This is a genomic window from Mycolicibacterium sp. XJ662, from assembly GCF_053484035.1.
Genome location: NZ_JBEFTL010000001.1, coordinates 1,139,236 through 1,165,306, shown reverse-complemented (window position 1 = coordinate 1,165,306; position 26,071 = coordinate 1,139,236). Strand labels below are relative to the sequence as shown.

Genomic DNA, 26,071 nt, shown 5'->3' with positions numbered 1-26,071 from the left:
ACAACCTGGTTTGGCCCGCTGGAGTTCTGGCAACATTACTGCACAGTAAGAAGTTTCCTCCATACATCAACCGGGTAAGGCACACGATGGACACGACGGAAATTTCCCTCCTTGCGCAGGACGAAGGCGGAGGCGCCGCGCTCGACGAAGTGATCGGCTTGTCGATCTTCGCGGCGGTCGTGACCGCCTTGCTGCTGTGGATCGGTTGGCTGCATCGCAGCCGCAAGATCACCTGGTTGACCCGCCTCGCCGACTGGTCGGGGCGCCGCTTCAAACGTCCGTCGTGGGTGGCACTGCCCATCGCGGTGTTCATCACGGCGATCATCTGCGCACTGTTCGGCTTCATCTGGGACGTCAGCCTGCACATCGGCGCGGGCCGCGACGAAGGCCCACTGGCCAACCCGGCGCACTACTTCATCCTGGCCGGCCTGTTCTTCATCTTCGTCGCGGGCTGTCTGGCGATGGTGCTGCCCCTCGGGGGCGCTGAAGACAAACCCGGACCGTCGGCGGTGCGGATCACCGACACCTGGTACGCACCGGTCGGCGGCATCGTGATGGCGGGATGCGGGCTGTACGCGCTGCTGGGCTTCCCGCTCGACGACGTCTGGCACCGCATCTTCGGTCAAGATGTGACCCTCTGGGGTCCAACGCATTTGATGATGATCGGCGGCGCCGGCTTTTCCACCATCGCGGCCCTCTATCTGGAACACGAAGGCCGGGTCGCCGCGGGCGAGGACAAGCCCCGCGACGGCATCGGTTTGAAGTTCGTCCAGTACCTCGCGTTCGCCGGGGTGCTCATCGGCATGTCGGTCTACCAGATCGAGTTCGATTTCGGCGTCCAGCAGTTCCGCCAGGCCTTCCAACCGATGCTCATCGCCGCTGCCGCCGCCTTCGCCCTGGTCGGCGCGCGCCTCTTCATGGGCAAGGGGGCGGCCATCATCGCCGCTCTGCTGGCGATCGGGCTGCGCGGGCTGGTCTCGCTGGCGGTCGGGCCGGTGCTCGACGCGCCGAATAGTTGGTTCCCGCTCTATCTCGGCGCGGCGGTGCTCGTCGAGTTGATCGCGCTGACGCCACTGCTGAAGCGGCCGATCGTGTTCGGCCTGGTCAGCGGTCTGGCGATCGGCACCGTCGGGCTCTGGCTGGAGTCGCTGTGGATCAACGCCGTCTACCCCTACCCGTGGGAGACCAGCCTGTGGCCCGAGGGGCTGGCGATGGCGGTTCCGGTCGCCGTGCTCACTGGCGCCTGCGGCGCGCTGCTCGGCATGGTGCTCTGCGGTCAACGGTTGCCGCGACGCGCCATCGGAATCGGGCTGGTCGCACTCACCGTCGTCGTCATCGGCGCAGCGACAGCCAACGGGCTGCGCTACAACGTTCCCGAAAGCGCCACCGCCACAATCACTCTCACCGAGGCGCCAAGTATCGGCGACCAACAGCAGGCCACCGCCGACATCCAACTCACCCCGGCGAACCTGCTCAGCGACAACCCGAACTGGGTGTCGGTGCTGGGCTGGCAGGGCGGCATCGCCAACCAGCGCGGGCTCTTCATCGACCACTTAGAGGAGGTCGGCCCCGGCCACTACCGCTCGACGAAGCCGATGCCGGTGTCGGGTTCGTGGAAGACGCTGCTTCGGGTGCACGACGGTAAGACGTTGGCCGCGGTGCCGATCTACCTGGCCGGCGACCCGGGTATCGGCGCGGAGGAGGTGCCGGCCGAGGCGCAGACGACGCGTCCGTTCGTCGCCGAGATCACGATTTTGCAGCGTGAACGCAGCCCGGACATCCCCGAGGCGTTGTGGCTGATCGGCTGCTTGATCGTGCTGTTCTGCACGTTGGTCATGGTCGCCGGCATCACCTGGGGCGGGGGCCGGATCAACAGGCACGAACCGACCGGCAGCGAAGCCGAACTGCGACCAACGGTCCAGGCATGACGGCATGACGGAAGTTCCGAACGACCCGAACGTCGTCATCCTGGCCGACCATCCGATCTGGCTCGCCGTGCCGGCGTTCGCTCCGGCGATCGTGGTCGCCGCCGTCGTCGTGTACATCGCTGTGAAGAACCGCCGCAAACGCGAAAACAAAGATGGAGGATCGTGATCAGTCGTAAGGCACTTGTCGTCCTGGCCACCGCCGCCGTTGTCGCCACCGGGTGCGGCTCCCAAGACAGCGACACCGCGGAGGGCGTCTCCCCGCCGGCGCCGACCGTCACCTCGTCGGACATGACCGACCAGCAGCGCCCGACCGATCGCGTAACCCTCGACGTCACCGTCGAAGGCGGCCAGGTCGACCCCACCAACGCCCAGTTGGACGCCAAGGTCGGCGAACCGATCGTCATCCGCGTCAACAGCGACGCCCCAGACGAACTGCACGTGCACTCCACCCCTGAGCACACCTTCCCGGTCAAGGCGGAACCGGGCCAGACGTTCCAGTTCACCGTCGACGTGCCCGGTCGCGTCGACGTGGAGTTGCACGACGCGAACAAGACCGTCGCGACCATCCAGGTGCGGTGAGAACCGAACCGTCGCTGGCCGTACTGGCGCACGGCCTTGGCGGCTCGACCGATCTGCCGATCCCGTTCACCTACGCCCTGATCGGCGCGGCCTGGACGCTGACCTTTACGTTCGCCGTCGTCGCGTTCGCGTGGCGCAAACCGCGCTTCGATCCCGACAAACCCGCGCGCCCGCTGCCGCGCTGGGTGACGACGGTGATCGACGCGCCGATCACCCGGTGGGTCGTCGCGCTGGCGGGTTTGGCGTTCGCCGTATGGGTCGCGGTGGCGTCCATCATCGGACCGCAGGACGCCGACAACCCGCTACCCGGCGTGTTCTACGTGCTGATCTGGGTCGGCGTGGTCGCGCTGTCGCTGGTGGCCGGCCCGGTGTGGCGGGCGATCTCACCCGTTCGAGCGGTGCACCGGCTGATCGGCTGGCGCTCTCTTCGCCGCGCCTATCCGGCGGCGTTGGGCTACTGGCCTGCCGCTCTGGGCCTGTTCGCGTTCGTATGGTTGGAGCTCGCCAGCCCCAACCCCGGATCGCTTGACGCCATCCGGATTTGGCTGCTCATCTACCTGGCGATCACCCTGGCCGGAGGGCTGCTGTGCGGTCCCCGCTGGTATGGCCGCGCCGACCCGTTCGAGGTGTACAGCGTGGTTGTGTCGCGGCTGTCGCCGTGGCGGCGCGATCCGCGCAGCGGGCTGGTGGCGATCGGCAATCCGTTCGACCACCTGCCGTCGTTGCCGATCCGGTCCGGGGTCGTCGCGGTCATGGCGGTGCTGCTGGGATCGACGGCGTTCGACAGCTTTTCGGCGATGCCGCGCTGGCGCGATTTCGTCGACGAGAACTCCACGTCCACCCTGACCGCTACCTTGATCCGCACGGCAGGTCTGCTGCTGTTCATCGGGGTGGTCGCAGCCACGTTCTGGCTGGCCGCAATCGCGACCGGAGGCGTCGACCGCGCACAGCGCCGCGCGCTGCCCGGACAGATGGCGCATTCGCTGATCCCCATCGTGATCGGCTACGTCTTCGCGCACTACCTGACCTACCTCGTCGAACGCGGTCAACAGACGATCATCCTGCTGTTTGGGCTCGACGCCGAGGTCAACTACGTACTGTCGCTTCATCCTTCGCTGCTGGCCACCATCAAGGTCGGTAGCGTGCTGGCCGGCCACGTCGCCGGCGTGATCGCCGCACACGACCGCGCGCTGCGGCTGCTGCCCGCCGACCACCAACTCACTGGCCAGCTCGCGATGATGCTGGTCATGGTCGGCTACACGTTCACCGGGCTGTATCTGCTCTTCGGCGGATGACGGCGCTACGGTTGGGGGTATGAAGGCGCTGATCATCGTCGACGTGCAAAACGACTTCTGCGAGGGCGGATCGCTGGCCGTGACCGGCGGCAGCGAGGTGGCACGCAACGTCACCCGCCTCCTCGCCGACCAATCCGACTACGCACATATCGTGGCCACCAAGGACTTTCACATCGATCCCGGTGACCACTTCTCCGACAACCCGGACTACAAGGTGTCCTGGCCGAGGCATTGCGTCGTCGACACCCCCGGCGCGGAGTTTCACCCGGAGTTCGACGCCACCGCCGTGGAAGCCGTCTTCCGCAAGGGCCACTATTCCGCGGCCTACAGCGGCTTCGAGGGCACCGACGACGACGGCACCGCGCTCGCCGACTGGCTGCGCCAGCGCGGCGTCGAGGAGGTCGACGTGGTCGGGATCGCCACCGACCACTGCGTTCGCGCGACGGCCGTTGACGCCGCCGAGGCCGGTTTCACCACCCGGGTGCTGCTGGATCTCACCGCCGGCGTCGCCCCGGATTCGACCGCCAAGGCCCTCGAGGACCTGCGCGCGGCCGGCGTGCAAGTCGGCTAGCCCCCGCGGACCCGATTTGCCGCCGCGACCATGTTGCGCAGCGACGCCGTCACCTCATCGGTTTTGCGGGTCTTGAGCCCGCAGTCCGGATTGACCCACAACCGTTCTGCCGGAACGGCTTCCAGTGCCTCGCGCAGCGACGTCGCCATCTCGTCGGCACCGGGCACCCGCGGCGAGTGGATGTCGTACACACCGGGCCCGACGCTGTTGGCGAACCCCGCGGCGTTGAGATCCTCCAGCACCTCCATGTGCGACCGCGCCGCCTCGATCGACGTCACATCGGCGTCGAGCGCGGCGATCGCGCCGATCACCTCGCCGAACTCCGAATAGCACAAGTGCGTGTGGATCTGCGTGGAGTCCGCCACACCCGAGGTCGCCAACCGGAACGCATCGACCGCCCACTGCAGGTAGGCGTCCTTGTCCTTCGACCGCAGCGGCAGCAGCTCGCGCAGCGCCGGCTCGTCGACCTGGATGATCCCGATGCCCGCGGCTTCCAGATCGACCGTCTCGTCACGGATGGCCAACGCGACCTGCGCCGCGGTATCGGCCAGCGGCTGATCATCACGCACGAACGACCACGCCAGAATCGTCACCGGGCCGGTGAGCATGCCCTTGACCGGCTTGTCGGTCAGCGACTGCGCGTAGCTGATCCACTCCACGGTCATCGGCTTCGGCCGGGCGACGTCGCCGTAGAGGATCGGCGGGCGCACGCAGCGGCTGCCGTAGGACTGCACCCAACCGTTGTGCGTGGCGAAGAACCCGTCGAGCTGCTCGGCGAAGTACTGCACCATGTCGTTGCGCTCCGGTTCGCCGTGCACCAACACGTCGATGCCGAGCTCCTCCTGCAGCTTGATCACCTCGGCGATCTCGGCCTTCATCCGGCGCACGTACTCGGCGTAGTCGATCTTGCCCGCCCGCAAATCAGCGCGGGCCACCCGGATGGCCGAGGTCTGCGGATACGAGCCGATCGTGGTCGTCGGCAGCACCGGCAGCTGCAGCCGGTCTTGCTGGGCGGCGCGGCGCTCGTCGGCCGGCCCCCTTTTGGAGCCGGAGGCGGCGATCGACGAAATCCGCTCGCGCACATCCGCGTTGGTCAGCCGCGGGTCGGAGCGCCGCGACGCGACGGCGGCGTTGGACGCGGCGACCTCGGCCGAAATGGCGTCGCGGCCGACCGTGATACCGCGCGACAGCGCCACCACCTCGCTGACCTTCTCGAACCCGAATGCCAGCCAGCTGCGCAGCTGCGCGTCCAACCCGTCCTCGGCGTCCAGCGAGTACGGCACGTGCAACGTCGAGCACGACGTCGACACCGCCACATGCTCGGCCAGGCCCATCAGCGTCGCCAACGTGGCCAGCGCGGACTCCAGGTTCGTGCGCCAGACATTGCGTCCGTCGACGACGCCGGCCACCAGGATCTTGTTGGCCAACTCGGGCACCGCCGCCACCGCCGACACTCCCCCGGCGACGAGGTCGACGCCGATGGCCTCCACCGACGTGCGGGCCAGCGCGGGCAGCGCATCGGTGAGCTCACCGAAGTAGGTCGCGACGAACAGCGCCGGGCGGTTGGTGACCCGACCCAGGGTGGCGTAGGTGCGCTCGGCCAGCTCCGCGCTGTTGTCGAGGATGTCGGTCACCAACACGGGCTCGTCGATCTGCACCCATGCCGCGCCGGCATCGGCCAACTTCCCGAGCAGCTGACCGTACACCGCGACGAGCTCGTCGAGCCGCTCGATCGGTGCGTCGGCCCCGTCGACGGCCTTGGACAACGCCAGGAAGGTGATCGGGCCGACGAGCACCGGGCGGGCGGGCACATCGAGCGCTTGGGCCTCCTTCAACTCGGCCAGCACCTTGGTCGCATCGAGCGTGAAGCGGGTGTCCGGACCCAGCTCGGGCACGATGTAGTGGTAGTTGGTGTCGAACCACTTGGTCATCTCCAGCGGTGCGATCTCGTCGGTGCCGCGGGCCGCGGCGAAGTAGCGGTCCAGATCATCGGCCACCCCCGCAACGCGTGGCGGTAGCGCCCCGACCATCACCGCGGTGTCGAGCACCTGGTCGTAGTAGGAGAAGGTGTTCACCGGCACGGAGTCCAGTCCGGCGGCGACGAGGGCTTCCCAGGTGTCGCGGCGCAGCTGCGCGGCCGTCGATTCCAGCTCGCTGCGATCGCAGTTGCCTGCCCAGTACTTCTCGACGGCGCGCTTGAGTTCGCGGTTCGGCCCGATGCGGGGAGATCCGAGAATGGTGGCGCTGAAAGGGGTGGTGTTCATGACGCGGTCCTCTTGTACGGCGGATGGTCATCGCCACGGGACGCGCACCGAACGCGGAGGTAACCGCTTCGGCCACTGCCCATTCCACGAGGCGAGGAACCACCGGACGCGGCGCGTCCGGTACAGCCGGCAGGTCTTCGGACTCGCAGGCACGCACCGAAGTGCCCCTACTGGCCGTCGCTTCCCAGCCCGTTGAGGCCAGTGCTGATGACGGCGGTCGTTCCTGCATACCGCTGCGGGACAGTCCCGGATTCTCACCGGGTTCCCTCTCGCCACACGTGTGGCTCGATGCCGACGCCAAAACTGCAGCGCCGGCAGACCAGCTGCATTGCCCAGCCTATCCGACGGGGATTTCCTGGCGCCGAACGTGAGCTTGTGCGCGAATCCGGCGCGGTTTTCGAGCACAACTTCACGTTGGAGCGCCACGGTTGCGATGCGCCGCGATTGGGCATCCCCCGTATCGTCTCGTTCACCGATCACTGGAGTGCAATCTTGGAAGTCTGGCCCGGTAAGGCATATCCGCTCGGCGCCACCTACGACGGCACCGGCACCAACTTCACACTGTTCAGCGAGGTCGCCGACAAGGTCGAGCTGTGTCTGTTCGACGGTGACGGCACCGAGTCGCGGCTGACGCTGCCCGAGGTCGACGGGTTCGTCTGGCACGGCTTCATCCCCAACATCGAACCCGGCCAGCGCTACGGGTACCGGGTGCACGGCCCCTACGACCCGGCCGAGGGACAGCGTTGCAACCCGAACAAGCTGCTGCTGGACCCGTACTCGAAAGCGATCGACGGCAACTTCGACTGGGGCCAGGCGCTGTTCGGCTACACCTTCGGTGAACCCGACAGCCGCAACGACGACGACTCCGCGGCATCCATGCCGAAATCCGTCGTCATCAACCCGTTCTTCGACTGGGGCAGCGACCGCCCGCCCGGCTACGAGTACGCCGACACCGTCATCTACGAAGCCCACGTCAAGGGGCTGACCCAGACGCATCCCGACATCCCCGAGCAGATCCGCGGCACCTACGCGGCCGTCGCGCATCCGGTGATCATCGAGCATCTGACCTCGCTGGGGGTCACCGCGCTCGAGTTGATGCCGGTGCACCACTTCGCCAACGACTCCACGCTGCTGGAGAAGGGCCTCACCAACTACTGGGGCTACAACACCATCGGCTTCTTCGCCCCCGACTCCAAGTACAGCTCCAGCCCCAACCCCGGCGGCCAGGTGCAGGAGTTCAAGGCGATGGTGCGCGCGCTGCACGAAGCCGGCATCGAGGTGCTGCTCGACGTCGTCTACAACCACACCGCCGAGGGCAACCACCTGGGCCCGACGGCCAGCTTCCGCGGTATCGACAACGCGGCCTACTACCGGCTGGTCGAGGACGACAAGCGCTACTACATGGACTACACCGGCACCGGCAACAGCCTCAACGTCGGGCACCCGCACTCACTGCAGCTGATCATGGATTCGCTGCGCTACTGGGTCACCGAGATGCACGTCGACGGGTTCCGGTTCGACCTGGCCTCCACGCTGGCCCGCGAGTTCTACGACGTGGACCGGCTGTCGACGTTCTTCGAACTCGTGCAGCAGGATCCGACGGTCAGCCAGGTCAAGCTGATCGCCGAGCCGTGGGACGTCGGGCCCGGCGGCTATCAGGTCGGCAACTTCCCGCCGCAGTGGACCGAGTGGAACGGTAAGTACCGCGACACGGTCCGCGACTACTGGCGCGGTGAGCCGGCCACCCTCGACGAGTTCGCCTACCGGCTGACCGGCTCGGCCGACCTCTACGAGCACACCGCGCGTCGGCCCGTCGCGTCGATCAACTTCGTCACCGCACACGACGGGTTCACGCTGCGGGACCTGGTGTCCTACAACGAGAAGCGCAACGAGGCCAACGGCGAGGACAACAACGACGGCGAGAGCCACAACCGGTCCTGGAACTGCGGTGTCGAAGGCCCGACCGATGACGCGGAGGTCAACGCGCTGCGGGCGCGCCAGCAGCGCAACTTCCTGACCACGCTGCTGCTGTCGCAGGGCGTGCCGATGATCAGCCACGGCGACGAACTCGGCCGCACCCAGCAGGGCAACAACAACGTGTACTGCCAGGACAACGAGTTGTCCTGGATCGACTGGGCCAACGCCGACACCGAGTTGATGGAGTTCACCCGCACGGTGTCCGCGCTGCGCGCCGCCCACCCGGTGTTCCGGCGGCGACGGTTCTTCTCCGGGGACACCGTGCGCCGGCGCGGCGGCGGCGGTCTGCCCGACATCGCCTGGCTAGCGCCCGACGGTTCGGAGATGAGCGACGAGGACTGGGAGAGCGGGTTCGCCAAGTCGATCGCGGTGTACCTCAACGGTCACGGCATCCCGTATCTGGACGTGCGGGGTCAGCGGGTGCTCGATGACTCGTTTCTGCTGTGCTTCAACGCGCACCACGAGCCGATCGAGTTCGCCCTCCCGGCGAAGAACTACGCACCGGCGTGGCTTCCCGTCATCGACACCGCAGCCGGCGACGACGAGGAGAGCGCCGAGGTCGCGGCGGGCGCGAAGGTCACCGTCGAGGCACGCTCGATGCTGGTGCTGCGCACCCCGATGGCCTGACCGCTACTCGACGACCGGGAAGATCGAGCTGCCGTCCTCCGGGGCGCCGTCGACATCGCCCTCGCTGCGGCCGTGGCTTTCGGGGTCGATGCGCTCGACGTCGTCGGTGCCTTCAGCGGACGGCGTCGGGGTCTGCTCGGCCCGCTCGGCGGCCAACTTCTCGTCGAGGGACTCACCATCGGGTTCGGCGGCGATCTGGTCGGCGGCGGCCCAGTCCTCGGGCGGATCGACCACCTCGTCGCCGTCGACGTTGCGGACATCGTCGGAATCGGTCGCCTCCATCGGGCGCAGGGTGTCGCCGACCCCGCCGGCGTCGTTGGGCGAGGCGTCGGATTCGGTGTTATCGGGCTCCACGCACCTCCGGTTGCCCACTCGCGGAGCCGTTAAACGCCCGGGACGGGCAGCCGGGCCGGAGGCGGCGTCAGAAGCGTTGTGCGCCAGCAGACTTCCGCGCGAAACCGGCCATTCCGTACCAGCCCGTATGGTATGGTCCCGAGCTATAGCAACCGTGGCCGCCGCGCTGGCACGAGGGTTTTAAAAACGGGTGCCTCCGGTCGGGCGGGCCGGAGTAGGAGCCGACGAGCGGCGGCGCCTACCAGGCGGCCGCGGTTGCCACAATGAATATATTCGTCGGTGTCAATAACCAGCGTATGCTCGCCCCATGACGGCGCCGACCGGTGCTGGCCGGCGGGTGACGGCCGACGACTGGATCCAGGCCGGTTTCGCGGTCCTCGCCGAGGGGGGTCCGGCCGCGCTGCGGATCAGCAGGTTGTGCGACCGGCTGTCGGTCACCAAAGGCAGCTTCTACTGGCACTTCACCGATATGCCGGAATACCGGGCCGCATTGACGCACGCCTGGGGCAACCTTCACGACCAACGACGACGCCGGTTCGAGGAAAACTTCGAGGCCGATCCGCGCCAACGGTTGTCGGCGATGCTGCAGACGCTGACGCGTCCCGACCACTGGGCGCTGGAACGCGCGATGCGGGTCTGGGCGCTGACCGACGGCGCGGTGCTGGCCAGCGTTCGGCGCAGCGACGAACGCGTGCTGAGCGCGGTCCGGCAGGCCTTCGTCGACTACGGGTTCGAGCGCGACGAGGCCGACCTGCGCGCGACGGTGTTGTTCGCCGCCGGTGTCGGGCTGTTGCACGAGGCGACCTCGAGCCAGGAACTGTCGGCGTCGCTCAGTGAGCGGGTCCTCGACCTGATGCTGCGCCAGTAACGCGGGCCGCCAGCAAACCGGTCGTCCACCACGCAATAATCAGCGGCAACGTCAATCATCTCGGTATCGACGTCCACCCGTTTGCAGGCCCCCGGGTTTTGGTTAACTTCCTCACGGGCAATCCCGATACACCTAACAAGATCAGGTCCGAGATAGGAAAAACGTGCGCAAATTCTTTCAGGCGGTCATCGCGCTGGCGGCCGTGGTGGTGGTATCGGCAGGCCTCACCCACATGCTTCGTCCCGACGCGGACAACAGCCGCAGCTATGCCGTCACCGAGACCGCTGCCGTCTCCTCGCTCGGGTTCGCCGACTCCTGGCTGTGGTTTTTATCGCCCGAGGATGTGAACCGCCAACTGGACCTCATGGTCAACACCGGCGTGCGCAGCGCGCGGATCATGATGCCGTGGGCCGGCATCCAACCCTCGCCGCAGGAGTGGAACTGGGGACAGGCCGACCTCATCGTCAACGCCGCCAACGCGCGCGGCATCGCCGTCGTCGCGCTGCTGAACTCCACGCCCGGCTGGGCCACCGGCGGTGGACCGGCGATCGCCGCACCGCCGGCGTCGGCCGAGGCGTTCGGCACGTTCGCGGGCACGATGGCGTCGCATTTCGCCGGGCGCATCGCCGCCTACGAACTGTGGAACGAAGCCAACGCCGTGCAGTTCTGGGCCGGCCCACAGGGTCCGCAGCCCGACCGGTTCGCGGACCTGTTGAAGGCCGCCTACCCGGCGATCAAGGGCGCCGACCCCAACGCCACGGTGGTCCTGGGCGGACTGTCGCCGACCATCAACTTCTTCTCGATCACCAAGAACCCGGTGGACTACCTCAACGGCGTGTACGCGGCCGGCGGCGGTGGAAACTTCGACGCCGTGGGCTATCACCCATACCTGTTCACCAACAATGAGGCCTCCCGGTTCTCCACGGGGCAGGCCAACTCGCCGCGTGGCCTCTACGACCAGCTGCGCGGGGTGATGGCCGCCAACGGTGACGGCGGCAAGCAGATCTGGGCCACCGAGTTCGGCGAGGCGACGTCGAAGGTCAGCGAGGCCACCCAGGCCGACCGCATCCGCGACTTCATCGTCACGTGGCGCACGCTGCCGGGTGCGGGCCCGGCGTTCATCTACACCACCCGCGACCGCAACACCGGAAGCGCCAACCCGCAGGACACCTACGGCGTGTACCGCACCGACTGGACCCCCAAGCCCGCCGCGGAGGTCGTGCGCAGCCTGGCCTAACCGACGATCCGCGCGATTGACTTGAGCGGGATCGGCAACCAACTCGGCCGGTGCCGCACCTCGTAGGTGGCTTCGTAGACGGCCTTGTCCAGCTCGTAGGCCGCCAGCAGCGCCGCCGAGTCGCGCGGGTCGGCGCCGGCGTGCTCGGCGTAGCCGTCGCAGAACGACGCGGCGTTGCGGTCCACCCATTCGCGGGCGCGGGCGGCCAGTTGGCGGTCGCGGTCCTCGGCGCCGGATTCCGAGGACTGGTCCATCAGGCGTTGGTAGGCGGCGTATTCGAAGGACCGCAGGATCCCGGCCACGTCACGCAGCGGGGAGTCGGGCCGGCGGCGCTCCTGCAGCGGCTGGCCGGGCTCGCCCTCGAAGTCGATCAGCAGCCAGCGGTCCGGGGTGCGCAGCACCTGACCGAGGTGCAGGTCGCCGTGGATCCGCTGCACGGTGATCGGCTCGTCGGCGAGCTTGCGGTAGCGCTCCTCGATCAACGAAACATACTGCTGCAGTTGGGGTACCACCTCGGCCGACGCGTGCAGCCGGGCAGTCACCGCATCGGTCGGGAACACGGTCGTCTCGGTGCCCAGCCGGTCGGCCAGCGTCGCGTGCACCGACGCAACCGCCTCACCGAGCCGGTAGGACTCGCCGGCGAAGTCGCCGCCGACCTCGTCGGCGTAGAGGTCACCCTCGGCGAACAGGTCGCGGGTGCTCGTCGTGGCCATATTCCAGCCCTCGGCGGAGTTGGCGGCGAACTCGGCGACCATGCCCAGCGCGTACGGTTCCCCGTTCCACCGCGCCTCGTATGAGCCGAGCAGCCGGGCCACGTGCGGGTTGCCCGCGTCGGCCAGCACCCGGTTCAGCTCGATGTCGGGGGTGATGCCGGGGCTGATGCGACGAAACACCTTGAGGATGGCGTCTTCCTCGAACACCACGCTGGTGTTGCTCTGTTCGGCGCTCGACAGCCGCGCCACCGAATCCAGCGGCAGCTCGACGCCGGGTTCCTTGCTGAACCGGACATCACCGACGGTGGCCGAGCTGTCGATGAGCGCCAGCAGCGCCTTGGCGGCGGTGGGGTCATACAGCGCGTCGTATGCGGTGCGGTCACCGTCGTGGGCGGCGGAGCCGATGGTGGCGACGTTGAGGAACTCCGCGATCGGGCCGCCGCCGGCAGCGCCCGCGCCGTCCCACCAGACGATCACCTGATAGCGCTCGCCCGAGCCGTCGGCGTAGGACACGTCGAGCAGCATCAGCTCGAGCTCCAGACCCGCGTCGTTGGGCAATGCCACCACGACGGCGGGTTCGGCGGACGTCAACTCACGGTTGCGCCCGGCATACCACCGTTGCTGCGGTAACCATTCGTCGAACGGCAAGGTCATGGCTGGTCTTTCGGTTCGGGTTCGGGCGCACGCAACGAGAACCAGTAGAACCCGTGGCCGGGCAGGGTCAGCAGATACGGCAGCTGACCGATGGACGGAAACTCGACGTAGCCGGTCATCTCGATCGGGGTGTACCCGCTGTAGGCCTGCAGATTCAGCTCGATGGGTTGCGGAAACCGCGAGAGGTTGTTCACGCAGAGCACTGTGTCGGTTCCGCCGTCGCGGTTGATCTCGCGGACGTAGGTGAGCACGGACGGGTTCGATCCGCCCAGTTCGTGGAAGCTGCCGGTGGCGAACGCTTCGTGGCGCCGACGCACGGCCAGCATGGTGCGCGTCCAGTTCAGCAGCGAGTTCGAGATGTCGCGCTGAGCTTCGACGTTGACGGCCTGATAGCCGTAGATCGCGTCCTGGTTGGGCGGCAGATACAGCCGGCCCGGTGTGGCGGTGGAGAAGCCGGCGTTGCGGTCCGGCGTCCACTGCATCGGGGTGCGCACGCCATCGCGGTCACCGAGCCAGATGATGTCGCCCATGCCGATCTCGTCGCCGTAGTACAGCATCGGTGAACCCGGCAGGCTCAGCAGCAGCGCGGTGAACAACTCGATCTGGTTGCGGTCGTTCTCCAGCAGCGGCGCCAGGCGGCGGCGGATGCCGACGTTGGCCTTCATCCGCGGATCCTTGGCGTACTCGGCGTACATGTAGTCGCGCTCTTCGTCGGTGACCATCTCCAGCGTCAACTCGTCGTGGTTGCGCAGGAAGATCGCCCACTGAGCCATCTCCGGGATGTCGGGCGTCTGCGCGAGGATCTCGCTGATCGGGAACCGGGATTCACGCCGCACCGCCATGAAAATCCGTGGCATCAGCGGAAAGTGGAACGCCATATGGCATTCGTCGCCACCGGTGTCGGGGTCGCCGAAGTACTGCACCACGTCGGCGGGCCACTGGTTGGCCTCGGCCAGCAGCACCCGGCCGGGATATTCGTCGTCGATCACCTTGCGGCAGTGCTTGAGGAAGGCGTGCGTCTCGGGCAGGTTCTCGCAGTTGGTGCCTTCGCGCTCGAACAGGTAGGGCACCGCGTCCAGCCGAAAGCCGTCGATTCCGAGATCGAGCCAGAACCGCAGGACGTCGATCATCGCCTCCTGCACGGCGGGGTTGTCGTAGTTGAGGTCGGGTTGATGGGAGAAGAACCGGTGCCAGTAGAACTGCCTGCGCACCGGGTCGAACGTCCAGTTGGACTCCTCGGTGTCGACGAAGATGATCCGCGCATCGCGGTAGCGGTCGCTGGTGTCGCTCCACACGTAGAAGTCGCCGTACGGACCGTCGGGGTCACGGCGCGACTCCTGGAACCACGCGTGTGAATCTGAGGTGTGGTTCATCACGAGATCGGTGATGACGCGGATTCCGCGGCGGTGCGCGGCGTCGAGCAGGTCGACGAAGTCCTCGACCGTGCCGAACTCGGGAAGCACCTTGTAGAAGTCGCGGATGTCGTAGCCGCCGTCGCGCAGCGGGGAGTCGTAGAACGGCGGCAGCCAAAGGCAGTCGACGCCAAGCCATTTGATGTAGTCGAGTTGTTCGGTCAGACCGCGCAGATCACCGAAGCCGTCGCCGTTGGAGTCGTAGAAGGCCCGCACCAGCACTTCGTAGAACACGGCGCGCTTGAACCACGTCCGGTCCTCGGGCAGCACCCGGGCGTGGCCGAAGTCGTCGGCGGTGGGGTGCTCGACGGTCCGGCCGTCGGGACCCTCCTCGACATGGCTGCCGTCGGACGGGGCGTGTTCGTGTCCACCGCTGTGCTGATCCATACAGAGTTCAAACGTACCCACGTCCGCGCGAAACGAATCGGGCCGGCGGTGGACTGCGGCGGCGGCGGTAGGGTACCGACGTGGCCCTTCGTGATCATGGCGATCCGGGTGACGCTCCCTCGGTCCCGCCTCCGCTGACCAAAGTCGTGAACTCCGCTCGTCCCTCGGCGGCCGAGGAAGCGCGCACCATCGCCGCATCGACCAACGCCGGCACGTTGGCGACGCTGACGGTCGACGGCGATCCGTGGGCGTCGTTCGTGACCTACGGCCTGCTCGACGGCGCCCCGGTGCTGTGTGTCTCCAACCTCGCCGAGCACGGGCGCAACCTCGACGGCGATCCGAGGGCCAGCATCGCGATCGTCGCGCCCGACGCCGAATCCGACCCGCTGGCCAGCGGTCGCGTCACGCTGGCGGGTGTCGCCGAGGCGCCGACCGGCGAGGAGCGGGCCGCGGCCCGCGAAGCGCACCTGTCTGCCGTCGCGTCGGCGAAGTACTACATCGACTACAGCGACTTCACGCTGTGGGTGCTGCGGGTCAAGCGGGTCCGCTGGGTCGGCGGCTACGGGCGGATGGACTCGGCGACCGGTGAGGCCTACACCGCGGCCGAACCTGACCCCGTCGCGCCGCAAGCCGCCGGCGCCGTCGCCCACCTCAACGCCGACCACGCCGACACGCTGGTCGCGATGGCCAAGGCGCTGGGCGGCTACCCGGACACCACCGCCGCCACCTGCACGGGCGCCGACCGCTACGGCCTCGACCTGCGGATCACCACCGAACGCGGGATGGCTTACACCCGCATCGGCTACGCCGCCCCGATCGATTCGGTAGGCGAATTGCGTGCGGCCGCCGTGGAGTTGACGCGTCGGGCCCGGCAGGCCTGAAATACCATCAGCCCCATGTCCTGGCGTCCCGACACTTGGCAAGCGGCGTTTGACCTGATCAAGACCCGCGGCTACGAGCACCGCGCCGAGCCGTTCAGGTTGGCCAGCGGTCAACTCAGCCACGACTACATCGACGGTAAGTACGCGATCGACACCGGCGAGCGGTTGACGATCGTCAGCCGCGCGGTCGCCGATCTGGCCGCCGGGCACGGCATCGAGTTCGACGCGGTGGGCGGGCTCACGATGGGCGCCGACCCGTTGGCGCACGGGGTCGCGATGGTGACCGGCAAGGCGTGGTTCTCGGTGCGCAAGGAGCAGAAGCAGCGGGGCCGCGAGCAGTGGATCGAAGGCACCCGCCTGCAACCGGGCACCCGGGTGCTGCTCGTCGACGATGTGATCAGCACCGGCGGATCCACCGAGATCGCGTTCGACCGGGTGACCGCCGCGGGCGCCGTCGTCGCCGGGGTCATCCCGATGGTGGACCGCGGCGACGTCGCGGCTGGCCGCTTCGCCAAGCGCGGTGTCCCGTTCGTCGCGCTGGTCACCTACCGGGATCTGGGCATCGAACCGGTCAAGGACGTCTAGCTCAACGCACCAACGCGGTGATCACCGACCAGTACCGCTGCCGCTCGGCTTGCGGCATATGCGGCGGAAACGAAACTGTCACCGGCCCAACATGTTTGAGGCCACGCGGCACCGCGTGACGCATCGCCTGCCCCGCGGTCGCGAACGATTTGACCCGCACCGTGTCGGTGACGACGGACTGTTCGCACTGCGCGACGCCGCACTCCTGCGCGGTGGTGTCCAACGGGTGCGGTGCGGTCAGCCCCGCTCGGGTCAGGGCGCGGATCACGTCGTCGGCGGTCAGTGACGGTGCCGCGACGCTGCGTTCGGTCTCGGCGCCCAACGGTTGACTGTCCGCCGAACTGGTCACCGGCGCCGCGTCGGTGGGCGGCGCCGGTTCGGCGCATCCAGCGAGCGCCAGCATCAGGACGGCTGCGGCCAACGTGATCGTCGTGGTTGTTGACCGGGTCATGTTTCCGACCGGCACGGCTGAATCGGCACCCGGACGTCGACGTCACCGAGCCGCTCGAACCCGAACGTCACGTCGACCGACGTGCCGGGCCGCGCGTCGGCGTTCAACCCCTTCAGTTCGATCGCGGGGATCGCGAACCGATTGGCGCCCACGGGTTGCACTCGACGCTGCCCGAACGAAACCGAGGCGCCGGGCCCGATCTCGACGGGCTCCTCCGAGGAGTACTGCACGGTGTCGGCGGCGCCGGTGGAGATGTCGAGCAGCCGCTCGATTCCGCTCGGCCGATTGTTGGTGACGGTGAACCGCAGGTCGGCCGGACCGCCCACCGATATCGAACACCTGCCGGGGATGAACTGCGGGACGATGTAGGCGTGCTCCACGGCGGTGGCCGCGGCGGGTGACCCCTCGGGTGAGCCCGACCCTGAACCCGAGGGGTCATGCGTGCAGCCGGTGAGCGTGATCAGCACCGTCGCACCCACCGCGCACAGCGCGCGTGACGTCCCCTGCCTGCGCACGTCGGTCCTACCATGACCTGGAAGTCGTGGCTGCCGTTCCCGGTTGCGGCCACGCAACCCTTGTCGGCAGGATTCTCGGTATGACTTCAGTGCACGGCGGCGAGGACGCCTCGACCGGCGAGGTCGACGAGGTGTTGCGGGCCTCACGCGCGATCGTCGGCATCGTCGCGACGTCCCTGGCCGGAATCGAGGAAGTCGTCACCGTGCCGCAACTGCGCGTGCTGGTGATGGTGCACACGCGCGGGCCGCTGAACCTCGGGGCGGTCGCGGCCGGGCTCGGGGTCAACCCGTCGAACGCCAGCCGCACCTGTGATCGGCTCATCCACGCCGGCCTGCTCGACCGGCGCGAATCCACCGTCGACCGGCGCAACATCACGCTGACCCTGACCCCGGCCGGGCGTCGCCTGGTCGACAAGGTGACCAGACGGCGGCGCAAAGAGATCGAGCGGGTGCTGTCGACGATGACGCCCGGTGAGCGCAGCGCGGTCGGCGCGGCGATGGCCGCGTTCGCCACGGCGGCAGGCGAACCCGAGGACGATGCCCGGATCCTGGCCCTGATGTGGCCCCCGACGCCCTGAGTCATACCTCTGTGATACCCACAGCGGTTGCGCGCGCGCAAGCATTCGCCGCTGATCACGCGCTAATTGTGATCAGGCGGCCACCGCAAGTACACCGGGGATTCTCGCCGCCGCCGGTCACCTGGTGCGAGCACGTCAGCCGATCGCGGCGGTCCAATGCTCGGACAGGTACGCAGTGGCCTGCTCGGTCTGGTCCGGGCTCGGCACCGTGACCGGGCCGTCGATGACCGGCAGGCTTGCGGCCGCGGCCTCGTCGAGGGTGCCGTCGATCATCATGTTGTCGGCGCGCACCGGCCGGACACCGCCTGCGGCGAACAGGTTCTGGCCCTCGTCGCTGTAGAGGAACTCCTGCCAGAGCCGGGCCGCGGCCGGATGCGGGGCGTCGGAGTTGATGGCCTGGTAGTAGAAGCCCGCCACGGCGTACTCGGGCGGCACGAACACCCGCCACGACGGCAGCTTCTGGGTCTGCGTGGCGTTCAGATAGTTCCAGTCGATCGCCACCGGCGTCTGACCGGATTCGATGGTCGCCGGCGTCGGGTAGACCGGCAGGAAGTTGCCCGCCTCGCTGAGCTTGCGGAAGAACTCGACGCCCGGCGCGATGTCGTCGACCGAACCGCCCTGCGACAGCGCGACCATCAGCACCCCGGAGTAGGCCGCGCCGGCCTGGGTGGGGTCCCCGTTGAGCGCGACCGTGCCGCGGAACTCCGGTTTGAGCAGGTCGTCGACGCTGGTGACCTCGGGCACCTTGGCCGAGTCGTAGCCGATCGACATGTAGCCGCCGTAGTCGTTGACCCACCTGCCCTCGCGGTCCTTGAAGGCCGCCGGGATGTCGTCGAACGTGGCGACACGGTACGGCGCGAACATGTCGGTGTTGGCCAGCGCGACCGCCTGGCCGAGGTCGAAGACGTCGGGCGCGGTGTTTGTGCCCTTCTGCTGGGCGGCGGCGTCTATCTCTTCTTGGCTGGAGGCGTGGGGCTGCGCCGAGTTCACCTTGATGCCGTACTTGTCGGAGAACGTCTCGATGATGGTGCCGTAGTTGGCCCAATCCGGCGGCAGCGCAATGACATTCAGCTCGCCTTCGGCTTTGGCGGCTGCGATGAGCCCGTCCATACCGCCGAAGTCCGCCGCCGAGGTGGCCTCGCTGGCCTTGGCGCCGGGCTTGGTCTCCTCTCCTGCGCTCTCTTGCTCCGGCGCGGCGCAGGCGGTCGCGCCTACGAGCAGGAGCGCGGAGGCGGCCAGCGCCGCCAGGCGGAACTTCATATCGTGGCCAACCTTCCGGTGGTCGGGAAGCGCGATGGCACCCTATCGCGGCCACCGTCGGCGCTGGTACCGGCGTTAGCATCGGGGGATGGCTGAGCGCGAAGGAGCCGGGACGTTCGACGCGTTCGATCCGGACACCTGGCGCTTCGAACCCGCACCCGCGCCGTGGTATCGGCGCAGGCAGACGCTGACGGCGGGGATCGCCGTCGCCGCGGCGTCGGCGGCCATCGTCGTCTCGGGGGTGCTGCTGGTGTTCGACGGGTCCGGCGCCGCCACCGAAGAACCCACCACGACTCCCGCTCCCAGCGCACCGCGCACCGCCGCATCCACGCCCGCGGCGAGCAGCGTCGAAACGTCGGCGCCCGCGCCGCCACCGCCGCCGGCCGAACCGCCGCCGGCCGAACCGCCCGCCGAGATCACCGCGGAACCCATCGTGACCGCGCCCGCGCAGACGGCCGAGGAGCCACCGTCGACGCGGGCCACCAAGGAACCCGAGTTCGGGGTGACACGTACCAAGGAGACCCGTCGGCCAATCAGCGTCGCGCCGAATCGTCCGTGAATAAGCTGGACCCCATGGCCGACTCGGAGGCCGTGGCCATGTTCGCTCAAGCGCCAGTGGCGATCCTGGGCACCGTCGGAGCGGACGGCGCCCCGCACCTGGTGCCGGTGGTGTTCGGTGTGCACGACGGCGTCGTCTACACCGCCGTCGACGCCAAACGAAAATCCACCCAGCGGCTGCGGCGGCTGGCCAACATCGAGGCCAACCCGCGGGTGAGCCTGATCGTCGATCACTACGACGACGACTGGACGCAGCTGTGGTGGGTGCGCGCCGATGGGCTGGCCGAGGTGCACCACAGCGGTGAGGCGCGCGCCGTCGGCTATGCCTTGCTGCGCAGCAAATACGTTCAGTACGAGCGGATTGCGTTGGACGGGCCGGTGGTGACCGTCGCCGTCGACCGATGGGTGTCCTGGCACGCGTGACTTGGTCCAACCTCGCCGAATCCCTTGTGCTCGGTGTCGGTTCGGGGAATGGTGGGAGGCACCACCGTCAGGAGGCGACGCCATGGCTGACAAAACGACAACTTCTGGTGGTGCCGGAGCCGCCCCCACCGCGGACAGTCCGGCCGCCATCCGAAACGTGGTGCTGGTGGGACCATCGGGTGGCGGCAAGACCACACTCGTCGAATCTCTTCTGGTCGCCTCCGGGGTGATCAACCGACCCGGTTCGGTGGTCGACGGCACCACGGTGTGCGACTTCGACGAGGCCGAGATCTCGCAGCAGCGCTCGGTCGGGCTCGCGCTGGCGTCACTGCAACACGACGGGGTCAAGGTCAACCTCATCGACACTCCCGGCTACGCCGACTTCGTCGGGGAACTGCGGGCGGGACTGCGCGCCGCCGACTGCGCGCTGTTCGTGATCGCGGCCAACGAGCAGGTCGACGAGCCGACCAAATCGCTGTGGCAGGAGTGCAGCCAGGTCGGCATGCCCCGCGCGGTGGTGATCACCAAACTCGACCATGCCCGCGCCGACTACGACGCCGCGCTGGACGCCACCCAGCAGGCGTTCGGGGACAAGGTGCTGCCGCTGTACCTGCCCGCCAATTCGCCGTGCACCGGGTTGATCGGGTTGCTGTCGCAGACGCACTACGAGTACGGCGACGGCAAGCGCACCGCCACCCATGCTCCCGACGCCTCCTACGCCGAAGCGATCGAGGAGATGCGCGGCACGCTGATCGAGGGGATTATCGAGGAGTCCGAGGACGAGACGCTGATGGAGCGCTACCTCGGCGGCGAACAGATCGACCAGTCGGTGTTGATCGACGATCTCGAAAAGGCCGTCGCGCGCGGGTCGTTCTTTCCGGTGATTCCGGCGTGCAGCGGCACCGGCGTCGGCACCCTGGAACTGCTGGAGATCATCACCAGCGCCTTCCCGTCACCACCCGAACACCGGCTGCCCGAAGTGTTCACGGCGCAAGGCAAGGCGCGGGACGGTCTGGCGTGTGACCCTCAGGGCCCCTTGCTGGCCGAGGTCGTCAAGACCACCTCGGACCCGTACGTCGGCCGGGTGAGCCTGGTGCGGGTGTTCTCGGGCACCATCAATCCGGATGCGACAGTACATGTTTCGGGCCACTTCACGTCGTTCTTCGGCGAGCCGGCCCACAACGGATCCAACGTGCACGAGGATCACGACGAAGACGAGCGCATCGGCACGCTGTCGTTTCCGCTGGGCAAGCAACAGCGCCCGGCGCCGTCGGTGGTGGCGGGCGACATCTGCGCGATCGGCCGGTTGAGCCGCGCCGAGACCGGAGACACGTTGTCGGATAAAGCCGATCCGCTGGTGCTCAAGCCGTGGACCATGCCCGAACCGCTGTTGCCGGTCGCGGTGGAGCCGCGCGCCAAGACCGACGAGGACAAGCTGTCGGTCGGATTGCAGCGGTTGGCGGCAGAGGATCCGACGCTGCGCATCGAGCAGAACCGCGAAACCCATCAGATCGTGTTGTGGACCATGGGCGAAGCCCATTCCGGGGTGGTGCTCGACGGGTTGCACCGTCGCTACGGGGTGGCGGTCGATACGGTCGAGTTGCGGGTGCCGTTGCGGGAAACGTTCGGCGGCAAGGCCAAAGGCCATGGCCGACACGTCAAGCAGTCCGGCGGGCACGGGCAGTACGCGGTGTGCGATATCGAGGTGCAACCGCTGCCGGAAGGGTCGGGCTTCGAGTTTGTCGACAAGGTGGTCGGCGGCGCCGTGCCGCGCCAGTTCATCCCCAGCGTCGAGAAGGGGGTTCGGGCGCAGATGGAAAAGGGGGTGGGCGCCGGTTATCCCGTCGTCGATATCCGGGTCACGCTGTTCGACGGTAAGGCGCACAGCGTGGACTCTTCGGACTTCGCGTTCCAGATGGCCGGTGCGCTGGCGTTGCGGGAAGCCGCCGCGGCCACCAAGGTGAACCTGCTGGAACCGGTCGACGAGGTGTCGGTGTTGGTTCCCGACGATCTGGTGGGCACGGTGATGGGCGATCTGGCGGGTCGGCGTGGGCGGGTGCTGGGCACGGAGAAGGTCGGTGAGGACCGCACGCTGGTCAAGGCGGAGATCCCCGAGGTGGAGCTCACCCGGTACGCAATTGACCTGCGCTCGATGGCCCACGGCGCCGGGTCGTTCACCCGGGCCTTCGCCCGCTACGAGCCGATGCCCGAACACGCCGCCGCCAAGGTGATGGCCCCGGCCTGAGACAGCGGATTCTGCGGAGGCTGTTAGGTCGTTCTCAGGCTGAGTTCCTACCGTCGAGGCTCGTGCAGGACCGGACTCATTTGCTTCGCCATGTCGTCGTGACCGCCGTTATGGGTATCGCCGCGTTGGTCTTCGCCTGGCTGTGTTTGTTCAACGGCGTGCGTTAACGCCGCCCCGCCGAGACCGACGTTTTGGTCGATTTCGCTCGGGTGATTCGACCATTACGTCGGCTTCGGCGACAGCTACCGCGGGGGGTCGCCTCGCCAACTGAAGCTGTTGACGTATTTGCCCATATCCAACGCGATTTGAAGGTTGGCGCCCGACGGTTTACCGAACCCGAAGTCGGGGCCGAACTCGTGATAGGGACCCACCGCGGCGGCCACCAGCGCGAGATCGTTCTTCACCGCGACCATCACCATCACCCGCATCCTCGAGTAGCTGGTGTTGGCGCCCTGCGGCCAGCAGTCGGCCACCTCGCCGTAGCCCGATTGGTAACCGACCATCGCGTTGGGGATCTCATATGCGGTACGGGTATCGGGGAAGGCCTTCTTCACCACCGCCTTGGCGATGTCTTCGGCCGACCGGTCGCCGGCAGGCTGACCGAACAACCGCAGGGTGCCGCCGTCGCCGGCCAGAAACTGCGCGGTCACCCCGTTGGGTTGGGTGGTGATGCGATACGCCGAACTCGGCGTCGGGTGGCTCACCGAGAACGCCCCGTCGGCCGCGGTGAAACGAGGGTTGATTTCCACGGGCGTACCGGTGGGCGGGCGTCCGCAGTCGGGTGGGCAGGCGTAGCGCGCCGGGGACTTGCTGATCGCCGCGGACCACGCCACCAGGCCGGCGGCCACGACGACGATCGCCAGCAGCCACGTCACCACCAGCCGTCGCCGCGACGTCCGCCGCGGCGCGGGGGCCGCGTAGGTGCCGGCCGGAACCGCGTACCCCGGAAAGAAATCCGTCGGCGCGCTCATGGCTCACGCACCGGCCGCATCGTGCGTCGGGATCTGCGCGACGAGCGCGACGACGCCCTGGTCGCCACCCCGCACGCCGGACAGAACGCCATATCGGGCACCACATGGCCGCAGTGCGGGCACAGGAGCGGTTCGTCGGCCTGGATTTCGTCGTGCGCTTCGTGCAGCAACGCCAGATGCAGACCGACGCGCAACAGGTACAACGCGACACCCGCCAACAGCAGATGCATCGTCAACATGAGCAACTGGGCAGGCGCGGCCGCGTCGACGACCCCGAGCGCCAGACACACCGTCAGCACCGCGACTGCGAACCCGACGAGCACACCACGCACCAGCATCGGTCGCTGCTGCTGTTTGCTCGGCGGTCGCCGAAACCACAGCGCCGCACCGATCAAACCGCCCGCGGCCGCCGCCGTCACGGGTTCGGCCACCCCCCTGATGCCGGCTTCCACCAGCAGGCTCTGCATCGGCTGCCTGCTCACCACGCCCGTCCCGAACTGCGGCGCCAGGTGCGCCAACGTGGACGCGGCAGTGAACGCCAGCGCGCCGAGCGCACCAACGACGAAGCCGTCCAACGCCTCTCGGGTCGGCGGCCGCAAGATCCGCACGATCACCGCGGGCGCCAGCATGAGCAGCACACCGCCGAGCGGTATCGCGATCCCGTCGCGCAGCATCCGGTCCCAGTCGACACCGTCGGCGAGCCCCGACTCATACGAGCGGGTGATCGTCGCCTCGGTCAGTAGCACCCAACCCAAGCCCAGTCCCGCGCCCAGCGCCGCCGTCAGCGCCAACGTGCGAACACCGAAGTCGCGGAACGCATCTGACTCCCACAAATAGATGACGAACAGCATCGGAAGGCCCAGCGCGGCCACGGTGACCAGCGCGGCGGGCAGGCGCAGCAGCGTGAACGCGGCCAGCGTCACCAGCAGGACCGCCAGGCCCCACCGAAACGCGGTGCGGGAGCGCTGCGGCAGATGCGGAAACAGCGAACTGGCCGGGGACGGCGCCAGCAGGTGTTCGTCGGGCGCGGCGCCGAAATCGCGCAGCCGCAGCCAGTCGGGTCCCTCACCACGGCGCGGGGTCAGATGACATCCGCACAACCCGCAGTAGTGACCGGCGGGCACGTCGGTCTGACACACCCGGCACTCGGCGGTGGGCACCTGATCGTCGTCGCTCATTGGCCGGACTCCTCGAGCGCCAATAGGTTTCGCACCAGGTTGCCGACGTCTGGGGTGCCGAGACCGGTCACCAGGTCGTAGCCCGCCGCGGCGTCGGCCACCGCGTTGCCACCGAGGGTCACATCGCGAAACGCCGGCAGTGCCGCCCCCGCGGCGATGCGATACAGCTTGGGGTTGAGCTCACCGAGCGCCTGTCCCCCGTTGGCGAGCAGGTATTGGTTCATCACCGCGGCCAACCCCGCCCAGATGGGCGCCGACTGCGACGTGCCCCCACCGACGAGTTGGGTCTGCTGGTACACGATCCGCACCCCGGTGAACGGGTCGGCCACCGCCGCGACGTCCGGGGTGAGCCTGCGACCGGGGTTCTGGTCGGGCAGCACGTCGCGCTGCCATTCGGGCCGCTCGAACAACGACGAGACCCCGCCGCCGGTGCCCACCGACAGCGGCACGTCGAACCAGGCCTGTTCGGCCAGCCAGCGGCCGTCGGCGTCGGTGGACAACGTGGTGCCGCCGACGTCGGTGACCTCGGGCAGCGACGCCACGGTGTCCAGCCCGATATCGGCCTGCCCGGGCGGCGCGGACCATTCGTCGCCGCCCTTGCATTCCAGCCCGGCGAGGTCGCCGCTGGCGTTGAACGCCGTGGTGCCGTTGGCCTGCGCGGCCGCCAACGCCGAGCGCACCGGCGCGAGGTCCGCGGCGGTGACCAGTTTGTCGCACCCCCAGCCGATCGACAGGCTCCACACCGCGCCGGGGAACCGGCGGTCGGTTTCGGCGAACATCTGGCCGACCTTCTCGAAGGTGCCGTCGCCCGCGACGGTCGGCCGGGCGCTGACGACGACCTTGCGCGCATCGGGCGCCACGGCGTGTGCCACCTGAAGGTCCATGGTGGTTTCGCCGCGCGGCGCGTCGAGTTCGCCGCCGATCACTTCCGGGGTGAACCGCGGCAACCCGAACGTGTCGGCGAAGAGGTCCAGGTCGGACTGCTCGAAACCGTCGAACGCGAAGAAGACGATCGTGACGCCCTCGCCGGTGTAGCCGTCGGCGGTCAGCGGGTCGACGTTATAGGTGTGGCGCAGCGCGGCCGGCGACAGCCCCTTGTCCGGCACGTCCAGCGGCACCATCGGCAGCTGCGAGGTGTGGTGCGGTATGTAACCGAGGATCCGGCCGACCTCGGCGACATCGCCGCGCAGTGCCTCGGGGATCTGCGGCTGTTGCGGGGATGCGTAGAACACCTGCCCGCGCCGGCCGCGGTAGTCGTGCACCTCGACGTCGAAGGCGCGCGCCAGGTCCTGCGCGGTGCCCTCGACGACGGCCCAGTGCTCGCCCTGCTGCCATCGGACGGCCAGTCCCGCGTGGCCGGCCCAGGCGAACACCGCGGCCGGGCGGTCACGGCGGTGCAGGGCCAGGGTCAGCTGGGCGTCGCCGTCCTGCGACGGCCCAAGGTCGGTCGAGCTGGCCAGCAGGTGGGCGTAGGGCCCGGTGATGGTGCCGTCGTGCTGGGCCGACGGGCGCAGGTCGGCGGCGAACACCAGCGTGCCCGCCGCCAGAAGCGCGAGCATG

Annotated in this window: 24 protein-coding genes and 1 riboswitch; of the genes, 14 read left to right on the top strand and 10 right to left on the bottom strand. The window is 68.3% G+C overall.

The features are described 5' to 3' along the window. Nucleotides 1-86: 86 nt before the first annotated feature. Genes ABQE93_RS05440 through ABQE93_RS05420 form a run of 5 tightly spaced genes read left to right on the top strand, consistent with a single transcriptional unit; the run spans nucleotide 87 to nucleotide 4,373 of the window. Nucleotides 87-1,928, top strand: a complete 1,842-nt coding sequence (locus ABQE93_RS05440; protein WP_448406244.1) for a hypothetical protein — start codon at nucleotides 87-89, stop codon at nucleotides 1,926-1,928. Nucleotides 1,929-1,932: 4 nt separating this feature from the next. Next, on the top strand, nucleotides 1,933-2,094 hold the full coding sequence (locus ABQE93_RS05435) for a hypothetical protein (RefSeq protein ID WP_448391712.1): 162 nt from the start codon (nucleotides 1,933-1,935) through the stop codon (nucleotides 2,092-2,094). Further along, nucleotides 2,088-2,507 (top strand): hypothetical protein, encoded by a 420-nt coding sequence (locus ABQE93_RS05430; protein ID WP_448406536.1) that lies wholly within the window; start codon nucleotides 2,088-2,090, stop codon nucleotides 2,505-2,507. Before ABQE93_RS05435 ends, ABQE93_RS05430 begins: the two co-directional genes overlap by 7 nt. Further along, the gene (locus ABQE93_RS05425; protein WP_448406243.1) at nucleotides 2,504-3,802 is read left to right on the top strand and encodes a hypothetical protein; all 1,299 of its coding nucleotides are present in this window, start codon (nucleotides 2,504-2,506) and stop codon (nucleotides 3,800-3,802) included. The genes ABQE93_RS05430 and ABQE93_RS05425 overlap by 4 nt, the downstream gene beginning before the upstream one ends. 19 nt (nucleotides 3,803-3,821) lie before the next feature. Next, nucleotides 3,822-4,373, top strand: a complete 552-nt coding sequence (locus tag ABQE93_RS05420) for a nicotinamidase (protein ID WP_448406242.1) — start codon at nucleotides 3,822-3,824, stop codon at nucleotides 4,371-4,373. Here ABQE93_RS05420 and metE read toward each other — a convergent pair. Further along, the gene (gene metE / locus ABQE93_RS05415; protein ID WP_448406241.1) at nucleotides 4,370-6,637 is read right to left on the bottom strand and encodes a 5-methyltetrahydropteroyltriglutamate--homocysteine S-methyltransferase; all 2,268 of its coding nucleotides are present in this window, start codon (nucleotides 6,635-6,637) and stop codon (nucleotides 4,370-4,372) included. The genes ABQE93_RS05420 and metE overlap by 4 nt on opposite strands. A gap of 111 nt (nucleotides 6,638-6,748) precedes the next feature. Beyond that, nucleotides 6,749-6,948, bottom strand: a riboswitch (cobalamin riboswitch). A gap of 148 nt (nucleotides 6,949-7,096) precedes the next feature. Between metE and glgX the strand changes: the two genes are divergently transcribed. Next, entirely contained in the window at nucleotides 7,097-9,241 is a 2,145-nt protein-coding gene (glgX, locus tag ABQE93_RS05410; RefSeq protein ID WP_448406535.1) for a glycogen debranching protein GlgX, read from the top strand. A 3-nt stretch (nucleotides 9,242-9,244) separates the two neighbouring features. Here glgX and ABQE93_RS05405 read toward each other — a convergent pair whose 3' ends face one another. Then, a complete protein-coding gene (locus ABQE93_RS05405; protein WP_448406240.1) occupies nucleotides 9,245-9,595 on the bottom strand; it encodes a hypothetical protein in 351 nt (116 codons plus the stop codon). 307 nt (nucleotides 9,596-9,902) lie between these two features. On the opposite strand from ABQE93_RS05405, the gene ABQE93_RS05400 reads away from it, so the two are divergent. Next, a complete protein-coding gene (locus ABQE93_RS05400; protein WP_448406239.1) occupies nucleotides 9,903-10,463 on the top strand; it encodes a TetR/AcrR family transcriptional regulator in 561 nt (186 codons plus the stop codon). A gap of 163 nt (nucleotides 10,464-10,626) precedes the next feature. Beyond that, the gene (locus ABQE93_RS05395; RefSeq protein ID WP_448406238.1) at nucleotides 10,627-11,700 is read left to right on the top strand and encodes a cellulase family glycosylhydrolase; all 1,074 of its coding nucleotides are present in this window, start codon (nucleotides 10,627-10,629) and stop codon (nucleotides 11,698-11,700) included. Here ABQE93_RS05395 and ABQE93_RS05390 read toward each other — a convergent pair. Further along, a complete protein-coding gene (locus ABQE93_RS05390; protein WP_448406237.1) occupies nucleotides 11,697-13,067 on the bottom strand; it encodes a maltokinase N-terminal cap-like domain-containing protein in 1,371 nt (456 codons plus the stop codon). The genes ABQE93_RS05395 and ABQE93_RS05390 overlap by 4 nt on opposite strands. Further along, nucleotides 13,064-14,866, bottom strand: coding sequence for a maltose alpha-D-glucosyltransferase (gene treS, locus ABQE93_RS05385; RefSeq protein WP_448406236.1), 1,803 nt, complete (start codon nucleotides 14,864-14,866; stop codon nucleotides 13,064-13,066). The genes ABQE93_RS05390 and treS overlap by 4 nt, the downstream gene beginning before the upstream one ends. An 80-nt stretch (nucleotides 14,867-14,946) precedes the next feature. Here treS and ABQE93_RS05380 point away from each other — a divergent pair, with 80 nt between their 5' ends. Together ABQE93_RS05380 and pyrE are read left to right on the top strand one after the other, a co-directional pair. After that, complete coding sequence (locus ABQE93_RS05380; protein ID WP_448406235.1) at nucleotides 14,947-15,747, top strand: HugZ family pyridoxamine 5'-phosphate oxidase; 801 nt, start codon at nucleotides 14,947-14,949, stop codon at nucleotides 15,745-15,747. 15 nt (nucleotides 15,748-15,762) lie between these two features. Continuing rightward, nucleotides 15,763-16,332, top strand: coding sequence for an orotate phosphoribosyltransferase (gene pyrE / locus ABQE93_RS05375; RefSeq protein ID WP_448406234.1), 570 nt, complete (start codon nucleotides 15,763-15,765; stop codon nucleotides 16,330-16,332). A gap of 1 nt (nucleotide 16,333) precedes the next feature. Here pyrE and ABQE93_RS05370 read toward each other — a convergent pair whose 3' ends face one another. Then, nucleotides 16,334-16,783 (bottom strand): hypothetical protein, encoded by a 450-nt coding sequence (locus ABQE93_RS05370; RefSeq protein WP_448406233.1) that lies wholly within the window; start codon nucleotides 16,781-16,783, stop codon nucleotides 16,334-16,336. Beyond that, entirely contained in the window at nucleotides 16,780-17,298 is a 519-nt protein-coding gene (locus ABQE93_RS05365) for a copper chaperone PCu(A)C domain-containing protein (RefSeq protein WP_448406232.1), read from the bottom strand. The genes ABQE93_RS05370 and ABQE93_RS05365 overlap by 4 nt, the downstream gene beginning before the upstream one ends. 80 nt (nucleotides 17,299-17,378) lie before the next feature. Between ABQE93_RS05365 and ABQE93_RS05360 the strand changes: the two genes are divergently transcribed. Next, nucleotides 17,379-17,876 carry a MarR family winged helix-turn-helix transcriptional regulator gene (locus tag ABQE93_RS05360; RefSeq protein ID WP_448406231.1) on the top strand — a complete coding sequence of 166 codons (498 nt, stop codon included), beginning with the start codon at nucleotides 17,379-17,381 and terminating at the stop codon, nucleotides 17,874-17,876. A gap of 135 nt (nucleotides 17,877-18,011) precedes the next feature. On the opposite strand, the gene ABQE93_RS05355 is transcribed toward ABQE93_RS05360, so the two are convergent. After that, complete coding sequence (locus ABQE93_RS05355) at nucleotides 18,012-19,136, bottom strand: ABC transporter substrate-binding protein (protein WP_448406230.1); 1,125 nt, start codon at nucleotides 19,134-19,136, stop codon at nucleotides 18,012-18,014. An 88-nt stretch (nucleotides 19,137-19,224) separates the two neighbouring features. Here ABQE93_RS05355 and ABQE93_RS05350 point away from each other — a divergent pair, with 88 nt between their 5' ends. The 3 genes from ABQE93_RS05350 (at nucleotide 19,225) to ABQE93_RS05340 (ending at nucleotide 22,362) form a co-directional block, all read left to right on the top strand. Next, entirely contained in the window at nucleotides 19,225-19,695 is a 471-nt protein-coding gene (locus ABQE93_RS05350) for a hypothetical protein (RefSeq protein ID WP_448406229.1), read from the top strand. 14 nt (nucleotides 19,696-19,709) lie between these two features. After that, nucleotides 19,710-20,117 (top strand): TIGR03668 family PPOX class F420-dependent oxidoreductase, encoded by a 408-nt coding sequence (locus ABQE93_RS05345; protein WP_448406228.1) that lies wholly within the window; start codon nucleotides 19,710-19,712, stop codon nucleotides 20,115-20,117. An 82-nt stretch (nucleotides 20,118-20,199) separates the two neighbouring features. Continuing rightward, complete coding sequence (locus ABQE93_RS05340) at nucleotides 20,200-22,362, top strand: elongation factor G-like protein EF-G2 (RefSeq protein WP_448406227.1); 2,163 nt, start codon at nucleotides 20,200-20,202, stop codon at nucleotides 22,360-22,362. 242 nt (nucleotides 22,363-22,604) lie between these two features. Here the strand turns inward: ABQE93_RS05340 and ABQE93_RS05335 are convergent, their stop codons facing one another. The 3 genes from ABQE93_RS05335 to ABQE93_RS05325 are packed head-to-tail and all read right to left on the bottom strand — an operon-like array spanning nucleotide 22,605 to nucleotide 26,070. After that, complete coding sequence (locus ABQE93_RS05335) at nucleotides 22,605-23,333, bottom strand: hypothetical protein (protein ID WP_448406226.1); 729 nt, start codon at nucleotides 23,331-23,333, stop codon at nucleotides 22,605-22,607. Beyond that, nucleotides 23,330-24,511, bottom strand: coding sequence for a zinc ribbon domain-containing protein (locus tag ABQE93_RS05330; RefSeq protein ID WP_448406225.1), 1,182 nt, complete (start codon nucleotides 24,509-24,511; stop codon nucleotides 23,330-23,332). The genes ABQE93_RS05335 and ABQE93_RS05330 overlap by 4 nt, the downstream gene beginning before the upstream one ends. Continuing rightward, a complete protein-coding gene (locus tag ABQE93_RS05325) occupies nucleotides 24,508-26,070 on the bottom strand; it encodes a S53 family peptidase (protein WP_448406534.1) in 1,563 nt (520 codons plus the stop codon). Before ABQE93_RS05325 ends, ABQE93_RS05330 begins: the two co-directional genes overlap by 4 nt. Nucleotide 26,071 lies beyond the last annotated feature (1 nt).

Coding starts and splice junctions, on each gene's coding strand:
- ABQE93_RS05360 (WP_448406231.1), top strand. CDS start 17,379: ATGACTTCAGTGCACGGCGGCGAGGACGCCTCGACCGGCGAGGTCGAC.
- ABQE93_RS05350 (WP_448406229.1), top strand. CDS start 19,225: ATGGCTGAGCGCGAAGGAGCCGGGACGTTCGACGCGTTCGATCCGGAC.
- ABQE93_RS05330 (WP_448406225.1), bottom strand. CDS start 24,511: ATGAGCGACGACGATCAGGTGCCCACCGCCGAGTGCCGGGTGTGTCAG.
- ABQE93_RS05390 (WP_448406237.1), bottom strand. CDS start 13,067: ATGACCTTGCCGTTCGACGAATGGTTACCGCAGCAACGGTGGTATGCC.
- ABQE93_RS05345 (WP_448406228.1), top strand. CDS start 19,710: ATGGCCGACTCGGAGGCCGTGGCCATGTTCGCTCAAGCGCCAGTGGCG.
- ABQE93_RS05440 (WP_448406244.1), top strand. CDS start 87: ATGGACACGACGGAAATTTCCCTCCTTGCGCAGGACGAAGGCGGAGGC.
- ABQE93_RS05340 (WP_448406227.1), top strand. CDS start 20,200: ATGGCTGACAAAACGACAACTTCTGGTGGTGCCGGAGCCGCCCCCACC.
- ABQE93_RS05420 (WP_448406242.1), top strand. CDS start 3,822: ATGAAGGCGCTGATCATCGTCGACGTGCAAAACGACTTCTGCGAGGGC.
- ABQE93_RS05400 (WP_448406239.1), top strand. CDS start 9,903: ATGACGGCGCCGACCGGTGCTGGCCGGCGGGTGACGGCCGACGACTGG.
- ABQE93_RS05335 (WP_448406226.1), bottom strand. CDS start 23,333: ATGAGCGCGCCGACGGATTTCTTTCCGGGGTACGCGGTTCCGGCCGGC.
- pyrE (WP_448406234.1), top strand. CDS start 15,763: ATGTCCTGGCGTCCCGACACTTGGCAAGCGGCGTTTGACCTGATCAAG.
- ABQE93_RS05325 (WP_448406534.1), bottom strand. CDS start 26,070: ATGCTCGCGCTTCTGGCGGCGGGCACGCTGGTGTTCGCCGCCGACCTG.
- ABQE93_RS05355 (WP_448406230.1), bottom strand. CDS start 19,136: ATGAAGTTCCGCCTGGCGGCGCTGGCCGCCTCCGCGCTCCTGCTCGTA.
- ABQE93_RS05370 (WP_448406233.1), bottom strand. CDS start 16,783: ATGACCCGGTCAACAACCACGACGATCACGTTGGCCGCAGCCGTCCTG.
- metE (WP_448406241.1), bottom strand. CDS start 6,637: ATGAACACCACCCCTTTCAGCGCCACCATTCTCGGATCTCCCCGCATC.
- ABQE93_RS05435 (WP_448391712.1), top strand. CDS start 1,933: ATGACGGAAGTTCCGAACGACCCGAACGTCGTCATCCTGGCCGACCAT.
- treS (WP_448406236.1), bottom strand. CDS start 14,866: ATGGATCAGCACAGCGGTGGACACGAACACGCCCCGTCCGACGGCAGC.